Source organism: Pseudomonas sp. S1(2024), from assembly GCF_046557535.1.
On record NZ_JBKGFP010000126.1, the window covers coordinates 1 to 17853 of the forward strand.

The following is a 17853-nucleotide window of genomic DNA, read 5'->3' on the forward strand; positions in this document are numbered from 1 at the left end:
AACGTGGGCCGGAGGATGAGCCGATCGGCCTGGCCCTGGAAAGCATGCGCTGGCATGGCCTGTTCGGGCGCTTTGGCGACAAACAGAGCGACTGGTGGGCGTGCCCGCGAAAGGGCCGGTACAGGCAAAACACAACTGACTGCTTGGTCCCGGATGACTGCAATGGGCTCTACGGTGTAGCCTTGGCCGATATCCGCTTTCGTTGTGACTGACAGGAGCTTCCCATGCAGCATTACGTTACGCCCGACCTGTGTGATGCCTACCCGGACCTGGTGCAGGTGCTGGAACCGATGTTCAGCAATTTTGGTGGCCGCGATTCGTTCGGCGGCCAGATCGTCACCATCAAGTGCTTCGAAGACAACTCGCTGGTCAAGGAGCAGGTCGAGCTCGATGGCAAGGGCAAGGTCCTGGTCGTCGATGGTGGTGGCTCGCTGCGCCGCGCACTGCTCGGCGACATGCTCGCCGAGAAGGCTGCCAGGAACGGTTGGGAAGGCCTGGTGATCTACGGCTGCGTGCGTGACGTCGACGTGTTGATCCAGACCGACGTCGGCGTGCAGGCCCTGGCCAGCCACCCGATGAAGACCGACAAGCGCGGCATCGGCGACCTCAACGTGCCAGTGACCTTCGCCGGGGTGACCTTCCGCCCGGGCGAGTATGTGTATGCCGACAACAATGGCGTGCTGGTCTCGCCAAGCCCGTTGAAAATGCCTGAGTAAGGCGCCGCCCGCGCTGATGGAGCTTTGATGTTCGAGGAAGACAACGCGCAGTGGGGGCTGGTGCACGCCCTGGTGCTCGATGGCAAAGGTGGCGCGCGCTCGATTGCCCGTACCGAGCTGGACGACCTGCAGCTGCAACCCGAGCAAAGCCTGTGGCTGCACTGGGATCGCAGCCATCCGCAAACCCGCACCTGGCTGCTGCACGACAGCGGCCTGAGCGCGTTCGCCTGCGAGCTGCTGCTGGAAGAAAACACCCGGCCGCGCCTGCTGCCCATGGCCGATGAACAGTTGTTGCTGTTCCTGCGTGGGGTCAACCTCAACCCGGGTGCAGAGCCGGAAGACATGGTCTCGGTGCGTATCTTTGCCGAGGCGCAGCGGGTCATCTCGCTGCGCCTGCGGCCGTTGCGCGCCAGTGACGAGATTCTCCAGAAGCTCGAAGAGGGCAGGGGCCCGAAATCGGCTTCCGAGCTGTTGCTGCTGATGGGCGAACTGCTCACCGAAAAGGTTCAGGGTCTGGTCAGCGACCTGTCCGAACTGGCCGACATTGAAGAAGAAAAGGTTGAATCCGACGAACGGTATACCCCGGAGAACGGCAGCCTGCAGCAGATCCGCCGGCGTGCCGCCGGTCTGCGGCGTTTTCTTGCCCCGCAGCGGGAAATCTACGCCCAGTTGTCGCGCAGCAAATGGAGCTGGTTCGCCGATGCCGATGCCGATTACTGGAACGAGCTGAACAACAGCCTCATCCGCTACCTCGAAGAGCTGGAACTGACCCGCGAACGTGCCGCGCTGGTGCTGGAAAGCCAGGATCGCCGGCGTAGCGAGCGCATGAACCGCACCATGTACCGCTTCGGCATCATCACCTGCATCTTCCTGCCCATGAGCTTCATCACCGGGCTGCTGGGCATCAATGTCGGCGGCATCCCCGGGGCGGAAAACCCCTATGGTTTCCTGTTCGCCTGCATCGTCGTGCTGGGGCTTGCGGTGGGGCAGTGGTGGCTGTTTCGGCGGTTGCGGTGGGTATAGATGTCGATTGACCTGCTCTGGCCTCTTCGCGGGCACGCCCGCGAAGAAGCCGACGCGCATTCATTTTGAAACACTCGTCCCAATGCGATGTGTGACCCATCGACCGGCCATCTCGTCTCTGACTGACACTGCGCGAGGTGCCCATGCACGATCCGTTTGAAGAATCCCTGCGCGACCTGCTCAAGGTGTCCCCCTCCGGCAATGACCGGGACGACCGGGACGACGCCGCTTGCCTGGGTCGCGTGCTGAAAACCGCCAACCGCCAGGTTGGCGCGGGCGATCTGTTCAGCCTGCTTGGCCGCTGGAGCCAGGCGCTGCTGATCGCCGTGAACAATGGCGCGGCGCATGTTGCGCCGGTGCGTCGACACTCTTCCCGCAACGCTGCCAACGGCAGCAAAGCAGATAAGGCCGATTGAATATGGAACTCGATCTCTGGACCCAGAGCCTGGTCACCGCCATGACTGCCCTTTGGACCAAGGTAGCGAACTTCATCCCCAACCTGTTCGGCGCGCTGGTCGTGGTGCTGCTCGGTTTCGTGGTGGCCAAGCTGCTCGACACGCTGCTGTCCAAACTGCTGGCCAAGTTCGGCCTGGACCGCCTGATGGCCGGCACCGGCCTGACCAAGATGCTCGGCCGGGTCGGCATCCAGGTACCCATCTCCACCCTGATCGGCAAGATCGTCTACTGGTTCGTGCTGCTCATCTTCCTGGTCTCGGCCGCAGAGTCGCTGGGCCTGGAGCGGGTTTCGGCAACCCTCGACATGCTTGCCCTTTACCTGCCGAAGGTGTTCGGCGCAGCCCTGGTGCTGCTGGCCGGCGTGCTGCTGGCCCAGGTGGCCAACGGCCTGGTACGCGGCGCTGCCGAAGGCATCGGCCTGGAATACTCGGCAGGCCTGGGCCGTATCACCCAAGGCCTGGTGATCATCATCAGCATCTCGGTGGCCATCAGCCAGCTGGAGGTGAAAACCGACCTGCTGAACCATGTGATCGTGATCGGGCTGATTACCGTTGGTCTGGCCGTTGCGTTGGCAATGGGCCTCGGTAGCCGCGAAATCGCCGGGCAGATCCTGGCCGGCATCTACGTGCGCGAACTTTATCAGGTGGGCCAGCAGGTGCGAATTGGAGAGGTCGAAGGGCACATCGAGGAAATCGGTACGGTCAAGACGACGCTGCTGACCGATGATGGCGAACTGGTGTCGCTGTCCAATCGCGAGTTGCTTGAGCAGCGAGTCAATAGCCGCTAACCGCACAAAGCTGTTAATGTATGCCGCCGCGAAAATCGACCCACGGGGTCGCGCGGCGACATTGACCTGACTGTCGGCCAGATCCGTTTTGAATAAAGTTCATTCGCCGCCCATGCGTTATGACCCCCGCGAGCTCACCGACGAAGAGTTGGTGGCGCGTTCGCATGAAGAGCTGTACCACGTTACCCGCGCCTATGAGGAGCTCATGCGGCGCTACCAACGGACCCTGTTCAACGTCTGTGCACGTTATCTGGGGAACGACCGTGACGCGGACGATGTCTGTCAGGAAGTCATGTTGAAAGTGCTGTACGGGCTGAAGAACTTCGAGGGTAAGTCCAAGTTCAAGACCTGGCTCTACAGCATCACCTACAACGAATGCATTACCCAGTACCGCAAGGAGCGCCGTAAACGTCGGCTGATGGATGCCTTGAGTCTGGACCCTGTCGAAGAGGCGTCCGAAGACAAGGCTCCGAAGCCGGAAGAAAAAGGCGGGCTGGACAAGTGGCTGGTGCATGTGAACCCGATTGACCGGGAAATCCTGGTGCTGCGTTTTGTCGCAGAGCTGGAATTTCAGGAAATTGCCGACATCATGCACATGGGCCTGAGCGCGACAAAAATGCGCTACAAGCGCGCGCTAGACAAGCTTCGGGAGAAATTTGCCGGCCTCGATGAAACTTAGTGGCGTGCAAATATCTCTAACGAACCGGCGAGTTCTGCTAGACTTGCCGTCGAGTTGTCCCCCTTGTTTGTGGTGGGACTGCTTAACTATCACCAGATGGGGATTTAACGGATGAAATTGAAAAACACCTTGGGCTTGGCCATTGGCTCGCTCGTCGCTGCTACTTCGTTCGGCGTTCTGGCTCAAGGCCAAGGCGCTGTGGAAATCGAAGGCAACGTTACCAAGCAGTACTACGACAGCGAACGTAACTTCAAGAACGACGGCACCAATCCTGGTGTTCGCCTGGGCTACTTCCTGACCGACGACGTTTCCCTGGACCTCGGCTACAACGAGACCCACAACGCTCGTGGTGAAGTCTTCAACAAAGACATCAAAGGTTCCAAGGCCAAGCTCGACGCTACCTACCACTTCGGTACCGTTGGCGACGCTCTGCGTCCGTACGTTTCCGCCGGTTTCGCTCACGAGAGCCTGGGCCAGGCCACTCGTAGCGGCCGCGACCACTCCACCTTCGCCAACGTTGGCGCTGGCGCCAAGTGGTACATCACCGACATGTTCTTCGCCCGTGCTGGCGTAGAAGCCATGTACAACATCGACAACGGCAACACCGAGTGGGGCCCGACCGTTGGTGTTGGTCTGAACTTCGGCGGTAGCCCGAAGCAAGCTGAAGTCGCTCCGGCCCCAGTTGCCGAAGTGTGCTCCGACTCCGACAACGACGGCGTTTGCGACAACGTCGACAAGTGCCCTGACACCCCGGCCAACGTTACCGTTGACGCTGATGGCTGCCCGGCTGTTGCCGAAGTCGTTCGCGTTGAGCTGGACGTCAAGTTCGACTTCGACAAGTCGGTCGTCAAGCCAAACAGCTACGGCGACATCAAGAACCTGGCTGACTTCATGAAGCAGTACCCACAGACCACCACTACCGTGGAAGGTCACACTGACTCCGTCGGCCCAGACGCTTACAACCAGAAGCTGTCCGAGCGTCGTGCCAACGCTGTCAAGCAGGTCCTGACCCAGCAGTACGGCGTAGAATCCAGCCGTGTTGATTCGGTTGGCTACGGCGAAACCCGTCCGGTTGCCGACAACGCCACCGAAGAAGGCCGCGCTGTCAACCGTCGCGTTGAAGCTCAGGTAGAAGCCCAGGCCAAGTAATTGGTTTGAAGCTTCATGAAAAACCCGGCCTCGGCCGGGTTTTTCTTTGCCTGGGATTTGTGTGGTGTGTGCCGACCCTTTCGCGGGCTTGCCCACTCCCACAGGTTCGTCGTATGTGGGAGGTGGGGTGAAGTTTTTGGGGGAGCGGGAAACCCCGCGAAGGGGCCTTTACAGGCACTGCATCAACCTGCTATTGCCACCAATTCCTGAACCACCTGTTCCCCAACCACCTCCCCAATCACCAAAATCGCCGGGCTACGCAAGCCAAACCCCCGCGCATCCTCGACCATCCCCCGCACATCGCTCCTGCATTCCCGCTGCTGCGGCAACGAGGCATTCTCGATCATCGCCACCGGCGTCGCCGGTGCCATGCCCCCGTCCAGTAACCCTTGGCGCACCTGCTCCAGCCTGGCCACGCCCATGTACACCACCAGGGTCGTCCCGCCCTGGGCCAAGGCCGCCCAGTTCAGTTCGCTGTCGTCCTGGGTATGGGCCGTGACCAGCGTCACGCCACGGCTAACGCCACGTGAGGTCAGGGAAATACCGCATTGCGTGGCGCCGGCCAGGCCGGCGGTAATGCCATTGACCACTTCTACCTCGATACCATGCCCCTGCAACCACAGCGCCTCTTCACCGCCGCGGCCGAAGATACACGGGTCGCCGCCCTTGAGCCGCACCACGCAGCGCCCTTGCCGCGCATGGCGCAGCATCAGGCGCTGGATGAAAGCCTGCGGTGTGGAGCGGCAGCCGCCGCGCTTGCCCACGGCAATCACCCGGGCCTGTGGGCAGTGCTCCAGCACTACCGGGTTGACCAGGTCGTCGATCATCACCACAGCGGCTTGCCGCAAGGCGCGTACAGCCTTGAGGGTAAGCAGCTCCGGATCACCAGGACCAGCACCAACTAGCCAGACTTTCGCATTCATCAGGGTTTCCTCATCGGCAAGGTGCGTTCAGCCCTTGAGCAGGGTGAGCAGCAAAATCAGGTTGAACAGCAAGGACAGCAGGGCCAGGGTGCGCCAGACCTTCAACGGTTCGCGCTCCAGCAACGGCCGTGGCCGGGTGGGCAGCTCCTGGCGGTCGCCACGTTCGAGCAGCAGCAACCAGTGTTCGGCGGTTTCGAAGCGCTGCGCCGGGTCGGCTGCCAGTGCCTGCTGCAGGTTGTGCTGCAGCCATTCCGGCAGGTCAGGGCGGTAACGCGCGGCGTTGACCGGCTGGCCGAAGCGTGGGCGCTGGAAGGCCTCCACCTCGCCGTAGGGGTAATGCCCGGTCAGCAGGTGATACAACGTCACTCCCACGGCATACAGGTCCTGGCGTGGGCTGGGCGGTTGGCCGTCGAACGCTTCCGGGGCAATGTATGACGGTGTGCCCGGCAACTCGTGCAGCGGGTCTTCGGACAAGCCCGGGCAGTAGGCCAGGCCGAAGTCCAGCAGGCGCAGCTGCCCATCGCTGCCCAGGTGCAGGTTCTCTGGCTTGATGTCGCGGTGCAGCAGGTTGCGCCGGTGCAATACGCCGACCGCCTGCAGCAGCTGCCGGGCCAGCTCCAGCCACTGCGGCATGGGCAGCGGGCCATGCTCGGCCAGCAGCGCCGCCAGGCTCTGGCCGGGGTATTCGCGCATCACGTAGTACAGGTGCTGGCGCTGGCTGGCGGTGTGCAGCTCGGGAAAGTGCCGGCCAGCGACCCGGCGCAGGAACCATTCCTCCAGCAACAGCCCTTGCGCCGCGCCGGGCTCCTGCTCGCGCGCGGGTGGCAGTGTCTTCAGCAGCCAGGCTCGGCCCTGACTATCGCGCACCCGGTACAGCAGCGACTGGCGGCTTTGCGAAAGCAGCTTTTCGGCTTGCCAGCCATCGATTACCTGGCCTTCACGCAACGGGCCGGGCACCGGCCATTGCTGCAGTTGCGCCAGGGTGTCACCCAGGTTGGCAGTGCCCAATTGCTCGACCTGCACCAGCAAGGCACTGGCGTTGTCCTGGCTACCGTTCAGGTGCGCGCTGGCGACCAGGGTATCGACGGCCAGTTGCAGGTCGGGTTGCTCGCGCAGCACCGCCTGGATGTGCTGGTCGCCCAGGCTGGCCCATACGCCATCGCTCAACAACAGGAAGCTCTCGCCCGGCTGCAGCTCGCCTTCCAGGTAATCCACCAGCAAATGCTGGTCCAGGCCCAGCGCACGCTTCAGTACATGCTGCATGCCGGGCTGGTCCCATACGTGATCTTCGCTCAGGCATTGCAGGCGCCCGGCGTGCCAGCGGTACACGCGGCAGTCTCCCACGTGGGCCAGGGTAAAGCGTCGGCCGCGCAGCACCAGCGCGCTGAGGGTGGTCAGCAGTGGCTGGCCACTGCCTTGGGCGCGCAGCCAGCGGTTTTGCGCCAGCAGCAGGCGGTCCAGTGCCTGGGCCACGCTCCAGGTCGCGGGGGTGGCGTAATAGTCCAGGGCCAGCGCCTGCAGGCTGGCACGGGCTGCCAGGCCGCCATCGGCACATTGGCTGACGCCGTCGGCGAGGGCGAACAGGTAGCCTTTGCTGGCGGCCAGCTCCGGTGCCGGGGTAACCAGGCGCAGGGCGTCCTGATTTTCCTCGCGCGGCCCGGTGGCGCTGGCCTGGGCAAAGTTCAGTTGCAGGCTCATGGCTGTGCCTCAGACCCGTGCCGCGGTAACCGCAGCCGAGCCCCAGGTGGTGCGCCAGCGCTGTTTCACGCCGTGCAGGCCGAACCAGGCCAGCAAGCCCAGGCTGGCGAACAGCCACAGCCCCAGTTGGTAGTCACCGGTGTGCTGCTTGATGGTGCCAAGCCCGGCGGCCAGCAGGAAGCCTCCGATGCCGCCGGCCATGCCGATCAGCCCGGTCATCACGCCGATCTCCTGGCGGAAGCGTTGCGGCACAAGCTGGAACACCGCGCCATTGCCGGCCCCCAGGCCGAGCATGGCGCTGACGAACAGGGCCAGTGCGGCGGCAGCGCTAGGCAGGTTGAAGCCGACTGCAGCGATGCAGATGGCCGCCACGCTGTACATGCCCAGCAGGGTGCGGATGCCGCCGAAGCGGTCGGCCAGGGCGCCGCCGAGCGGGCGCATCAGGCTGCCGGCGAACACGCAGGCAGCGGTGTAGTAGCCGGCGGTGACCGGGCTCAGGCCATACTGGTCGCTGAAATAGCCGGGCAGGGCGCTGGCCAGGCCGATGAAGCCGCCGAAGGTGACGCTGTAGAAGAACATGAACCACCAGCTGTCTCGGTCGCCCAGGGCCTTGAGGTAGTCGGCCATGGCTTTTGGCTTGGGCCGCTGCGGAGCATTGCGTGCCAGCAGGGCGAACACCAACAGGGCCAGCGACAGCGGGATCAGCGCGAAGCCGAACACGTTGTTCCAGCCAAAGCCCGCAGCCAGCGCCGGGGCCAGCAGGGCGGCGAACACCGTGCCGGAGTTGCCGGCACCTGCAATGCCCATGGCTTTGCCTTGGTGCTGTGGCGGGTACCATTGCGAGGCCAGCGGCAGTGACACAGCGAACGAAGCGCCGGCAAAGCCGAGGAACACGCCCAGCAGCAGCGCTTGTTCATAGCTGTGCACGCCCAGGTGCCAGGCAGCGGCGAGGGCGACGATGACCACCACTTGGCCGATCAGCCCCGCGGTCTTGGGTGACAGGCGGTCGACCAGCACGCCCATGGCGAAGCGCAGGATCGCCCCGGCCAGGATCGGCGTGGCCACCATCAGGCCCCGTTGTTGTGCACTCAACTGCAGATCGGCGGCAATCTGCACCGCCAATGGGCCAAGCAGGTACCAGACCATGAAGCTGAGGTCGAAGTACAGGAACGCGGCGAACAGCGTGGGCACATGCCCGGATTTCCAGAAGCTGGTACTCATCGAACACCTCACTCGGCAATGCAACGGAACGAAAAAGACGCCGCTACCCGCTCCACGTGCGTGGAGGGGAGAGCGACGTCTTTGTCGGGGATTAAGTGGGGCAACCGCCGTTGGCTACCGGTGATATTTGTTCAGCAAGAGATGGGCCAACTCTGAGAAGTTGCAGTCTCCTTGTAGGAGCGGCCTTGTGTCGCGATGGGCTGCGCAGCAGCCCCAGGATCTCAGCTTCGCGGCAGAGATTGCCGGGGCTGCTGCGCAGCCCATCGCGACACAAGGCCGCTCCTACAGGGGACCGCGTGAAGCAGGTTGCTAGCCCAGCATCTCGTGCATGGCAATGATCTGCTCGGCCACCTGGATCAGCTTCTGCTGCCGGCTCATGGCCTGGCGGCGCATCAGGGTGTAGGCCTGTTCTTCGTTGCAGTCCTTCATCTTCATCAGCAAACCCTTGGCCTGCTCGATGCGCTTGCGTTCAGCCAGTTGCTGGTCCCGTGCGAGCAGCTGCGCCTTCAGCGCCTGGTCACTTTCGAAGCGGGCCATGGCCACATCCAGGATCGGTTGCAGCCGCGCGGCATGGATGCCTTCGACGATGTAGGCGCTAACCCCCGCCTGGATCGCCTGGCGCATCACCCCGGGATCATGCTCGTCGGTGAACAGCACGATTGGCCGTGGCTGATCACGGCTGACCAGGACCACCTGTTCCATCACATCGCGGTCCGGTGAGTCGGTATCGATAAGCACCACGTCCGGGCGCACCGTTTCGACGCAGGCGGGCAGGTCGATGGTCAGGCCTGGGGCTTCGATGACTTCGAAGCCGGCCTCGCTCAAGGCCGCCTTGAGGCGGCCGAGTTTGCTCTGGGTGTCGTCGATCAGCAGGATGCGCAACATGAATGGTCCCCCTCACGCGCCGACACGGGCATCGGGCAGGTCGCCCAAGGCATGCAGGCTGAAGCTGCGGGCATAGCCGTAGGGGTCGCTGCCGTCCCAGCGGCTGCCATCTATCAGCAGGCTGCTGCGCATCGGCTGCTCGGGGCAGGCCACGCCGAGGCTTTGGGCCGCCTCGCCATACAGTGCCAGTTGCTGGACCTGGCGCGCCACGCCGAGGTAGTCGGGGTCATCGCGCAGCAAGCCCCAGCGGCGGAACTGGGTCATGAACCACATGCCGTCGGACAGGTATGGCAGGTTGGCCCGGCCGTGATCGTGCAGGCGCAGGGCGTGCGGGTCTTGCCAGTGATTACCCAGGCCATCGTGGTAGCTGCCGAGCAGTCGCGGCTCGATACTTGCCAGCGGAGTGTCCAGGTAGGCGCTGCTGCTGAGCAGTTGCGCGGTGCTGCGGCGGTTTTCCGGACTTTGCTCGATGAAGCGGCTGGCGGCGAGTACCGCCTTGATCAGCGCGCGGGCGCTGTTGGGATATTGCTCGGCAAAGGCGCGGGCGCAGGCCAGGACCTTTTCCGGGTGGTCCGGCCAGATCGACTGGCTGGTGGCCAGGGTGAAGCCCTGGCCCGTGGCCACTGCATGGGCAGCCCAGGGTTCGCCCACGCAGAAACCGTCGATGCGCCCGGCCTGAATATGCGCAGCCATTTGCGCCGGTGGTACCACCACGCTGTCGACGTCGCGCAATGGGTGGATGCCCTGGCTGGCCAGCCAGTAATACAGCCACATGGCGTGGGTACCGGTGGGGAAGGTCTGGGCGAAGGTGAGGCGTGCGCCATGCTGGTGCACCAGGCGCGCCAGTGCTTCAGGGTTGGTCACGCCTTTGCGCTGCAGGGCCGGGGACAGGTTTATGGCCTGGGCGTTCTGGTTCAGCCCCATGAGCACGGCCATGGCGCTGGCCGGTACACCGCCGATGCCCAGGTGCACGGCGTACACCAGGCCATACAGGCAGTGCGCCGCATCCAGTTCGCCGCTGACCAGCTTGTCGCGCAGCCCGGCCCAGGAGCCCTGGCGCTTGAGGTTGAGGGTAAGGCCGTGCTGCTGGGCGAAGCCCTGGGTGGCGGCGACTACCACCGAGGCGCAGTCGGTCAGGGCCATGTAGCCGATGTTCAGGCTGGGCTTTTCCGGCGCGTCGCTGCCGTTGACCCAGGCCAGGGGCGTTGTTCGGGGTGCAGTGTTCACAAGGTTCCTCGCCCGTACTGATAAGGCTGTGGGCTTTTCCGGTGCAACCGATGTGCCATCTGGCAGCATCCCTGTGGAGCAACTGCCCTGTGCCGCCTGCATTGGCCTCATCGCCGGCAAGCCAGCTCCCACAGATACAGCACAGGTTTCAGCCCTTGTGTTGTACCTGTGGGAGCTTCCCTGTGGAGCAACTGCCTTGTGGCGCCTGCATTGGCCTCATCGCCGGCAAGCCAGCTCCCACAGATACAGCACAGGTTTCAGCCCTTGTGTTGTACCTGTGGGAGCTGGCTTGCCGGCGATGGGCTGCGCAGCAGCCCCACGATTTGCTGTCATGCCGGCCCCACGCTGGCTATAATCGCCCCCTCATTCACCCCGAGCCTTGCCCGCCCATGTATACCCTGGCCCGCCAGCTGCTGTTCAAGCTTTCCCCGGAAACCTCCCACGACCTGTCCCTGGACCTGATCGGCGCCGGTGGCCGTCTCGGCCTCAACGGCATGCTGTGCAAGCAGCCGGCGGCTTTGCCGGTTACGGTCATGGGCTTGAACTTCGCCAACCCGGTGGGCCTGGCGGCCGGCCTGGACAAGAACGGCGCGGCCATCGACGGTTTCGCCCAGCTGGGCTTCGGCTTCGTCGAAATCGGCACCGTCACCCCGCGTCCACAGCCGGGCAACCCCAAGCCGCGGCTGTTCCGCCTGCCGGAGGCAACGGCCATCATCAACCGCATGGGCTTCAACAACCTGGGCGTTGATCACCTGCTCGGCCGGGTACGGGCTGCGCGTTACAACGGTGTGCTGGGCATCAACATCGGCAAGAATTTCGACACCCCGGTGGAGCGTGCCGTCGATGACTACCTGATCTGCCTGGACAAGGTGTACACCAAGGCCAGTTACATCACGGTCAACGTCAGTTCACCCAACACCCCGGGCCTGCGCAGCCTGCAGTTCGGCGATTCGCTCAAGCAACTGCTCGATGCCCTGGCCGTGCGCCGCGAGCAACTGGCCGGCACGCATGGCAAGCGCGTACCTCTGGCAATCAAGATTGCCCCGGACATGAGCGACGAAGAAACCGCCCTGGTGGCCGCCGCGTTGATGGAGTCGGGCATGGATGCGGTGATCGCCACCAACACCACGCTGGGGCGTGAAGGTGTCGAAGGCCTGCCGTACGGTGGCGAGGCGGGTGGCCTGTCGGGTGCGCCGGTGCTGGAGAAGAGCACCCATATCGTCAAGGTGCTGGCGGGCGAGCTGGGCGGCAAGCTGCCGATCATTGCCGCTGGCGGCATTACCGAAGGTCGCCATGCCGCCGAGAAGATCGCTGCCGGGGCGAGCCTGGTGCAGATCTACTCCGGCTTCATCTATAAAGGGCCGGCGCTGATTCGTGAGGCGGTGGACGCTATCGCGGCAATGCCACGGGTTTGATGGGCAATAAAAAAGGGCCCCATCAAGGGGCCCCTGGGCCTTCGCCCGCCGCCCGGATAGGGCGTGCATGGTGAATCGAATTCAGTGTCCTCGTTCAGCCAACGGCGTGATTTTCGTTGAGTCTATGGATGCCAGCGGTGCCAGTCATTCCGTCCCAGTTATCACCGCGACCTTCACGCCAGCCGTTGATCCAGGCTTGGCGAACAGAAGGAAGATTGAAGGGGCAAAGTTCGCGGGATTTGCCGGTGACCCCGTATTGGTAGCCACGTGAATATGCTCTTTCCAACGGATCACGCTTAAGTCTTCTCATAGGGTGTTGCCCTCACTTGTTGACTGTAATGTCCCGTCGGCCTCTCCGAGGCCGGGCAGAGTCTTTCTGCCGGTGTGCGCTCGCTGCCGGCGTGGCGAGCTGAAAGTGCCACCTCGTTGCGAAGTGGCCTGAGACCAGTTCTATCGAATGCGAGTCACGGTGTGAATGATCGATTTGTCATAAGCACGTAACCTTTCCAAGGGTGAGGGGATAAGTAAATAAATGCGACTCAACCTTGTTTAGCGTTGAGCCCGCTATGATCAGGGTTTGCCGATCATTGACGTCATTTCGCCAGCGTTGCTTGCGGATGACAGAAATAATTTGAAATGCGACGAAGGGTCACATCGGCCCTGGTATCGCCAGAATTTTTCATACTGCCTGATGATCTAAGCTGTCTTTGCCACTGGGCCAAGCACAGATCGGTCAGGCGGCCCGGCCTTTCATCGCACGCTCGCGTGTCGGGAAGGGCCACCCGCACGCCTGCTGGAAAGGTGTGCGGGCAAACATCGCGGGGCGATGCGTCGCCCCGTCAGTCAAATAGCCCAAGGCGCTGGATTACTCATGTCGGACCGTTTCGAACTTTACCTCACTTGCCCTAAAGGCCTGGAAGGCCTGCTTGCCGAAGAGGCGCGGGGCCTCGGCCTGGATGACGTGCGCGAGCACACCTCGGCCATTCGCGGCGCCGCCGACATGGAAACCGCCTACCGCCTGTGCCTTTGGTCACGCCTGGCCAACCGGGTGCTGCTGGTACTCAAGCGCTTCTCCATGAAGAACGCCGACGACCTCTACGACGGCGTGCACGCGGTCGACTGGGCCGATCACTTGGCAGCCGACGGCACCCTGGCAGTTGAGTTCAGCGGCCATGGCTCGGGCATCGACAACACCCACTTCGGTGCGTTGAAGGTCAAGGACGCGATCGTCGACAAGCTGCGCAACCGTGAAGGCCTGCGCCCGTCGGTGGAAAAGATCGACCCTGATGTGCGCGTGCACCTGCGCCTGGACCGTGGCGAAGCCATTCTCTCGCTCGACCTTTCCGGGCACAGCCTGCACCAGCGTGGCTACCGCCTGCAGCAAGGCGCCGCGCCGCTGAAGGAAAACCTGGCGGCGGCGGTACTCATCCGCGCCGGCTGGCCGCGCATTGCCGCCGAAGGTGGCGCGCTGGCCGACCCGATGTGCGGTGTGGGTACCTTCCTGGTCGAAGCGGCGATGATCGCCGCCGATATCGCGCCCAACCTCAAGCGTGAGCGCTGGGGCTTCAGTGCCTGGCTCGGCCACGTACCGGCATTGTGGCGCAAGGTGCATGACGAGGCGCAGGCGCGGGCACAGGCCGGCCTGGCCAAGCCACCACTGTGGATCCGTGGTTACGAGGCCGACCCGCGGTTGATCCAGCCAGGCCGCAACAACGTCGAGCGTGCCGGCCTGGGCGACTGGGTGAAGATCTACCAGGGCGAAGTCAGCACCTTCGAACCGCGCCCGGACCAGAACCAGAAGGGCCTGGTCATCAGCAACCCACCCTATGGCGAGCGCCTGGGTGACGAAGCCAGCCTGCTGTACCTCTACCAGAACCTCGGTGAGCGCCTGCGCCAGGCCTGCATGGGCTGGGAGGCGGCGGTGTTCACCGGCGCGCCGCAGCTGGGCAAGCGCATGGGTATTCGCAGCCACAAGCAGTACGCGTTCTGGAACGGCGCCTTGCCGTGCAAGCTGCTGCTGTTCAAGGTGCAGCCCGACCAGTTCGTTACCGGCGAGCGCCGCGAGGCGCAGCCTGAAGGCGCGGAAACCCGCCAGCAGGCAGCACCGGCCAGCGAGCCGGCGCGCCTGTCGGAAGGGGCGCAGATGTTCGCCAACCGCCTGCAGAAAAACCTCAAGCAACTGGGCAAGTGGGCCCGCCGCGAGCAGGTCGATTGCTACCGCCTGTACGATGCCGACATGCCCGAATATGCCCTGGCGGTCGACTTGTACCAGGATTGGGTGCACGTGCAGGAATACGCCGCGCCACGTTCGGTCGACCCGGACAAGGCCCAGGCACGGCTGCTCGATGCGCTGGCCGCCATCCCGCAGGCCCTGGGCATTTCGCCGCAGCGTGTGGTGCTCAAGCGTCGCGAGCGGCAGAGCGGCACGCGCCAGTACGAGCGCCAGGCGACCGAAGGCCGCTTCCAGGAAGTGAACGAAGGCGGCGTAAAGCTGCTGGTCAACCTTACCGACTACCTCGACACGGGCCTGTTCCTGGACCATCGCCCGATGCGCATGCGCATCCAGCGCGAAGCAGCCGGCAAACGCTTCCTCAACCTGTTCTGCTACACCGCTACGGCCACCGTGCACGCGGCCAAGGGCGGCGCGCGCAGCACCACCAGCGTCGACCTGTCGAAAACCTACCTGGACTGGGCGCGACGCAACCTGGCGCTCAATGGCTTCTCCGAGCGCAACCGCCTGGAGCAAGGCGATGTGATGGCCTGGCTGGAAGGCAACCGCGACAGCTATGACCTGATCTTCATCGACCCGCCGACCTTCTCCAACTCCAAGCGCATGGAAGGCGTGTTCGATGTGCAGCGTGACCACGTGCAACTGCTGGACCTGGCCATGGCCCGCCTGGCGCCGGGTGGCGTGCTGTATTTCTCCAACAACTTCCGCAAGTTCCAGTTGGACGAGCACCTTATGGCGCGTTATGCGGTGGAGGAGATCACGGCCCAGACCCTGGACCCGGACTTCGCGCGCAATAACCGTATCCATCGCGCCTGGCGTCTGCAGCTTCGTTGAGGCGACGAGGTACATTGCGCGGCTAATGGCCAATAGCTATAACTGAGGGCAGGGCAAGATAATCCGCAGGACGCTGACGTGACGAGATGGGTGTATGTCAAAGGGTGGCGTGCGTGCGCGGTTGCTTGGCCTGTGCACAGAGGCAGTGTCCGCCTGGGCGGTGGCCGTGGTCGCCCTGGTCGTAGGTGGCCTGTTGACGGCCGTCCTGGCGTTAGCCACGCAAACCTTCTACAAGCAGCAACTGCGCCAGCGCTTCGAGCTGCTGGCCAGCGAGCGTTTCAGCCGTATCGCCGAGCGGTTTGACGAACAGCAGCAGCGCCTGGACGGGCTGCGGCGGTTTTTCAGCTTTTCCAACGAAATCACCCCACACGAGTTCGACGGCTACGCCCGGCCATTGCTGCAGCGGACCCTGGCCTACGCCTGGGCGCCGCGTGTCGAGGCCGCGCAACGCGCCGAGTTCGAGCGCCAGGCCAGTGTGCATTTCGGCCCGGGCTATGTGATCCGCGACCAGGATGAACAAGGCCAGTGGCACCCATCCCCCCAGCGCGACCATTACTTCCCGGTGCTCTATACCCAGTCGGGTGAATTGCCCGGGCTGCCCTATGGTCTGGACCTCGCCGGCCAGGAAGTGCCCTTGGCGGCACTGGCGCGGGCGCTGGGGCCCGGCAGCATGGCGGTGTCCGAGCCACTGCCCATGTTCGATACCAGCTCGGATGCGCGTGGCCTGCTGATGGTGGCGCCAGTGTTTTCCGATGCCAACCCCCGCGGCGCGGCAATGGGCTATGTGATGGCCCTGCTGAGCATGCGTGAACTGGTCAGTGACGGGCGCCCGGTTACGGCAGACGATAACCTGGTGGTGCGTATCGTCGACCCCACCGGGCTGCATGGCCCCGAGGTGATGTTCGATTCACAGAACCCGGTCGCACCTCTGCCGCTGGCCATCAACCAGTTGTTGCACCTGGCTGACCACCACTTCCAGCTGAGTATCCGGCCGAGCCTGGCCTTCGTGCGCGCCAACCGCTCCTCCGCGGTACTGGCGGTAAGCCTGCTGGGCGGCTTGTTGAGCCTGCTGCTCAGTGTGTTGCTCTACAGCCTGTTCAGCCAGCGCCAGCGCGCCTTGGCCCTGGTAGAGCAGCGTACCGCCGAGCTGCGGGTCAGCGAACAGTCACTGCGTGGTACCCATAACCAGCTGCGCAGCGTGCTGGATGCCGCAACCCAGGTGGCGATCATCGCCACCAACCTCAAGGGCTTGGTCAGCACCTTCAACGCCGGTGCCGAGCGCATGCTCGGTTACCCGGCCAGCGAGGCAATCGGCAAGCTGCGCCTGGAGGACCTGGTGTTGCCCGAGGAGTTGAGCCTGCGTGCCCATGCCTTGAGCCTGCGTTTCGGCCGGCCGATTGCAGGTGGCCAGGCCATGTTTGCCGAAACAGTGCAGGAGCATGGTGCCGAGCCGGGGGAGTGGACCTTGTTGCGCGCCGATGGCAGCCAACTGGTGGCCAACATGCTGGTCACCGCCATGCTCGATGAACAGGGGTTATGGATCGGTTACCTGGCGATCTGCATCGATGTCACTGAACGGCGTCGGGTGCATGAGGCGCTGGCGGCGCGTGACCGCCTTCTGGAAAAACTCAGTGCCGAGGTGCCGGGCGGCATCTACCAGTACCGCCTGGATGGCAACGGCCATTCCTGTTTTCCGTACGCCAGCAAGGGCCTGTACGACATCTACGAAGTCGATCTGCAGCAATTGCGCGAGGATGCCACGGCGGTGTTCGAGCGCATCCACCCGGATGACCTCGAGCGCGTGCGCCGCTCGGTGCGTTACTCGGCCGAACACCTGTCGCCCTGGCGTGAAGAATATCGGGTCTGCCTGCCGCGTGCCGGGCTGCGTTGGGTGCGTGGCGAGGCGACACCGGAGGTGGGCGAGCAGGGCTGCACGTTGTGGCATGGCTACCTGACCGATATCTCCGACCTCAAGGGTGTGGAGGAAGAGTTGCGCGCGCTGTCGGTGACCGATTCGCTGACCGGCATCCATAATCGCCGTTACTTCCAGGAGCGGCTCAAGCTCGAGCTGGAACGAGCCCAGCGCGATGGCCAGGCACTGGCGGTCATCATGCTCGATATCGATCACTTCAAGCGCATCAACGACCATTTTGGCCATGCTGTCGGCGATCGCGTGCTGCGCAGCCTGTGCCTGCGTATCAGCCAGCGTTTGCGCCGTACCGATGTTTTCTGCCGGTTGGGCGGCGAGGAATTCATGGTGCTGTGCCCGGGGAGCGATTCCGAGCAGGCGCGGCTGCTGGCGCTGGAACTGTGGCATGGGGTGCGCAATGTGCCGGTGGAAGGCGTGGGCAGGGTGACCGCGAGTTTTGGTGTGGCGGGCTGGCGACCGGGGGAAGGGGCCGATGCCTTGCTGTTGCGGGCTGATGCAGGCGTGTATGCGGCCAAGCAGGCCGGGCGGGACCGGGTGGAGGGGGAGTTGGCTTGATCGTTTTTGGTTGTCGGTGCCGGCCAGTTTCGGCTGGCGGTACAGGTCCAGCAGCACCTGGTCGAGCACCTGCGAGGCGCCCCAGGGTTTCGGATCGTTGAGGATCGCCGCCACCGCCCAGGTAT

Annotated in this window: 15 protein-coding genes and 1 pseudogene; 10 read left to right on the forward strand and 6 right to left on the reverse strand. The window is 63.8% G+C overall.

Features of this window, described 5'->3' with window-relative positions; all coding sequences use genetic code 11:
* From ACLCGK_RS30910 to ACLCGK_RS30940, 7 genes and pseudogenes are all read left to right on the forward strand, one after another.
* Window positions 1–98: pseudogene (locus ACLCGK_RS30910) on the forward strand (hypothetical protein); the annotation flags it as partial.
* Window positions 99–224: 126 nt separating this feature from the next.
* Window positions 225–716: a ribonuclease E activity regulator RraA gene (gene rraA / locus ACLCGK_RS30915; RefSeq protein WP_013971668.1), complete on the forward strand. Its 492-nt coding sequence runs from the start codon at window positions 225–227 to the stop codon at window positions 714–716.
* Between the two features lie 27 nt (window positions 717–743).
* The gene (locus ACLCGK_RS30920; protein WP_024086559.1) at window positions 744–1739 is read left to right on the forward strand and encodes a zinc transporter ZntB; all 996 of its coding nucleotides are present in this window, start codon (window positions 744–746) and stop codon (window positions 1737–1739) included.
* A 143-nt stretch (window positions 1740–1882) separates the two neighbouring features.
* Complete coding sequence (locus ACLCGK_RS30925; RefSeq protein ID WP_133970848.1) at window positions 1883–2155, forward strand: CrfX protein; 273 nt, start codon at window positions 1883–1885, stop codon at window positions 2153–2155.
* A 2-nt stretch (window positions 2156–2157) separates the two neighbouring features.
* Window positions 2158–2982 (forward strand): mechanosensitive ion channel family protein, encoded by an 825-nt coding sequence (locus ACLCGK_RS30930; RefSeq protein ID WP_004376138.1) that lies wholly within the window; start codon window positions 2158–2160, stop codon window positions 2980–2982.
* Between the two features lie 112 nt (window positions 2983–3094).
* Complete coding sequence (sigX, locus tag ACLCGK_RS30935; RefSeq protein ID WP_003248665.1) at window positions 3095–3661, forward strand: RNA polymerase sigma factor SigX; 567 nt, start codon at window positions 3095–3097, stop codon at window positions 3659–3661.
* A gap of 111 nt (window positions 3662–3772) precedes the next feature.
* Window positions 3773–4810, forward strand: coding sequence for an OmpA family protein (locus ACLCGK_RS30940; protein ID WP_004376136.1), 1038 nt, complete (start codon window positions 3773–3775; stop codon window positions 4808–4810).
* Between the two features lie 182 nt (window positions 4811–4992).
* Here ACLCGK_RS30940 and cobA read toward each other — a convergent pair whose 3' ends face one another.
* The 5 genes from cobA to ACLCGK_RS30965 form a co-directional block, all read right to left on the reverse strand.
* Complete coding sequence (cobA, locus tag ACLCGK_RS30945; protein ID WP_410953319.1) at window positions 4993–5733, reverse strand: uroporphyrinogen-III C-methyltransferase; 741 nt, start codon at window positions 5731–5733, stop codon at window positions 4993–4995.
* Between the two features lie 27 nt (window positions 5734–5760).
* Window positions 5761–7431: a bifunctional protein-serine/threonine kinase/phosphatase gene (locus ACLCGK_RS30950; RefSeq protein ID WP_039614901.1), complete on the reverse strand. Its 1671-nt coding sequence runs from the start codon at window positions 7429–7431 to the stop codon at window positions 5761–5763.
* Window positions 7432–7440: 9 nt separating this feature from the next.
* Window positions 7441–8652 carry a nitrate/nitrite transporter gene (locus tag ACLCGK_RS30955; protein ID WP_013971672.1) on the reverse strand — a complete coding sequence of 404 codons (1212 nt, stop codon included), beginning with the start codon at window positions 8650–8652 and terminating at the stop codon, window positions 7441–7443.
* A gap of 309 nt (window positions 8653–8961) precedes the next feature.
* Window positions 8962–9537 carry an ANTAR domain-containing response regulator gene (locus ACLCGK_RS30960; RefSeq protein WP_013971673.1) on the reverse strand — a complete coding sequence of 192 codons (576 nt, stop codon included), beginning with the start codon at window positions 9535–9537 and terminating at the stop codon, window positions 8962–8964.
* 12 nt (window positions 9538–9549) lie between these two features.
* Window positions 9550–10764 (reverse strand): CmpA/NrtA family ABC transporter substrate-binding protein, encoded by a 1215-nt coding sequence (locus tag ACLCGK_RS30965; protein WP_024086562.1) that lies wholly within the window; start codon window positions 10762–10764, stop codon window positions 9550–9552.
* Between the two features lie 389 nt (window positions 10765–11153).
* Here ACLCGK_RS30965 and ACLCGK_RS30970 point away from each other — a divergent pair, with 389 nt between their 5' ends.
* On the forward strand, window positions 11154–12179 hold the full coding sequence (locus ACLCGK_RS30970; protein WP_410953562.1) for a quinone-dependent dihydroorotate dehydrogenase: 1026 nt from the start codon (window positions 11154–11156) through the stop codon (window positions 12177–12179).
* A gap of 94 nt (window positions 12180–12273) precedes the next feature.
* On the opposite strand, the gene rmf is transcribed toward ACLCGK_RS30970, so the two are convergent.
* On the reverse strand, window positions 12274–12489 hold the full coding sequence (gene rmf, locus ACLCGK_RS30975; RefSeq protein ID WP_003248687.1) for a ribosome modulation factor: 216 nt from the start codon (window positions 12487–12489) through the stop codon (window positions 12274–12276).
* A 561-nt stretch (window positions 12490–13050) separates the two neighbouring features.
* Here rmf and rlmKL point away from each other — a divergent pair.
* The gene (gene rlmKL, locus ACLCGK_RS30980; RefSeq protein WP_039614905.1) at window positions 13051–15243 is read left to right on the forward strand and encodes a bifunctional 23S rRNA (guanine(2069)-N(7))-methyltransferase RlmK/23S rRNA (guanine(2445)-N(2))-methyltransferase RlmL; all 2193 of its coding nucleotides are present in this window, start codon (window positions 13051–13053) and stop codon (window positions 15241–15243) included.
* 94 nt (window positions 15244–15337) lie between these two features.
* Window positions 15338–17728 (forward strand): diguanylate cyclase, encoded by a 2391-nt coding sequence (locus ACLCGK_RS30985; protein WP_410953563.1) that lies wholly within the window; start codon window positions 15338–15340, stop codon window positions 17726–17728.
* Window positions 17729–17853 lie beyond the last annotated feature (125 nt).

Coding starts and splice junctions, on each gene's coding strand:
- rraA (WP_013971668.1), top strand. CDS start 225: ATGCAGCATTACGTTACGCCCGACCTGTGTGATGCCTACCCGGACCTG.
- ACLCGK_RS30920 (WP_024086559.1), top strand. CDS start 744: ATGTTCGAGGAAGACAACGCGCAGTGGGGGCTGGTGCACGCCCTGGTG.
- ACLCGK_RS30925 (WP_133970848.1), top strand. CDS start 1,883: ATGCACGATCCGTTTGAAGAATCCCTGCGCGACCTGCTCAAGGTGTCC.
- ACLCGK_RS30930 (WP_004376138.1), top strand. CDS start 2,158: ATGGAACTCGATCTCTGGACCCAGAGCCTGGTCACCGCCATGACTGCC.
- sigX (WP_003248665.1), top strand. CDS start 3,095: ATGCGTTATGACCCCCGCGAGCTCACCGACGAAGAGTTGGTGGCGCGT.
- ACLCGK_RS30940 (WP_004376136.1), top strand. CDS start 3,773: ATGAAATTGAAAAACACCTTGGGCTTGGCCATTGGCTCGCTCGTCGCT.
- cobA (WP_410953319.1), bottom strand. CDS start 5,733: ATGAATGCGAAAGTCTGGCTAGTTGGTGCTGGTCCTGGTGATCCGGAG.
- ACLCGK_RS30950 (WP_039614901.1), bottom strand. CDS start 7,431: ATGAGCCTGCAACTGAACTTTGCCCAGGCCAGCGCCACCGGGCCGCGC.
- ACLCGK_RS30955 (WP_013971672.1), bottom strand. CDS start 8,652: ATGAGTACCAGCTTCTGGAAATCCGGGCATGTGCCCACGCTGTTCGCC.
- ACLCGK_RS30960 (WP_013971673.1), bottom strand. CDS start 9,537: ATGTTGCGCATCCTGCTGATCGACGACACCCAGAGCAAACTCGGCCGC.
- ACLCGK_RS30970 (WP_410953562.1), top strand. CDS start 11,154: ATGTATACCCTGGCCCGCCAGCTGCTGTTCAAGCTTTCCCCGGAAACC.
- rmf (WP_003248687.1), bottom strand. CDS start 12,489: ATGAGAAGACTTAAGCGTGATCCGTTGGAAAGAGCATATTCACGTGGC.
- rlmKL (WP_039614905.1), top strand. CDS start 13,051: ATGTCGGACCGTTTCGAACTTTACCTCACTTGCCCTAAAGGCCTGGAA.
- ACLCGK_RS30985 (WP_410953563.1), top strand. CDS start 15,338: ATGTCAAAGGGTGGCGTGCGTGCGCGGTTGCTTGGCCTGTGCACAGAG.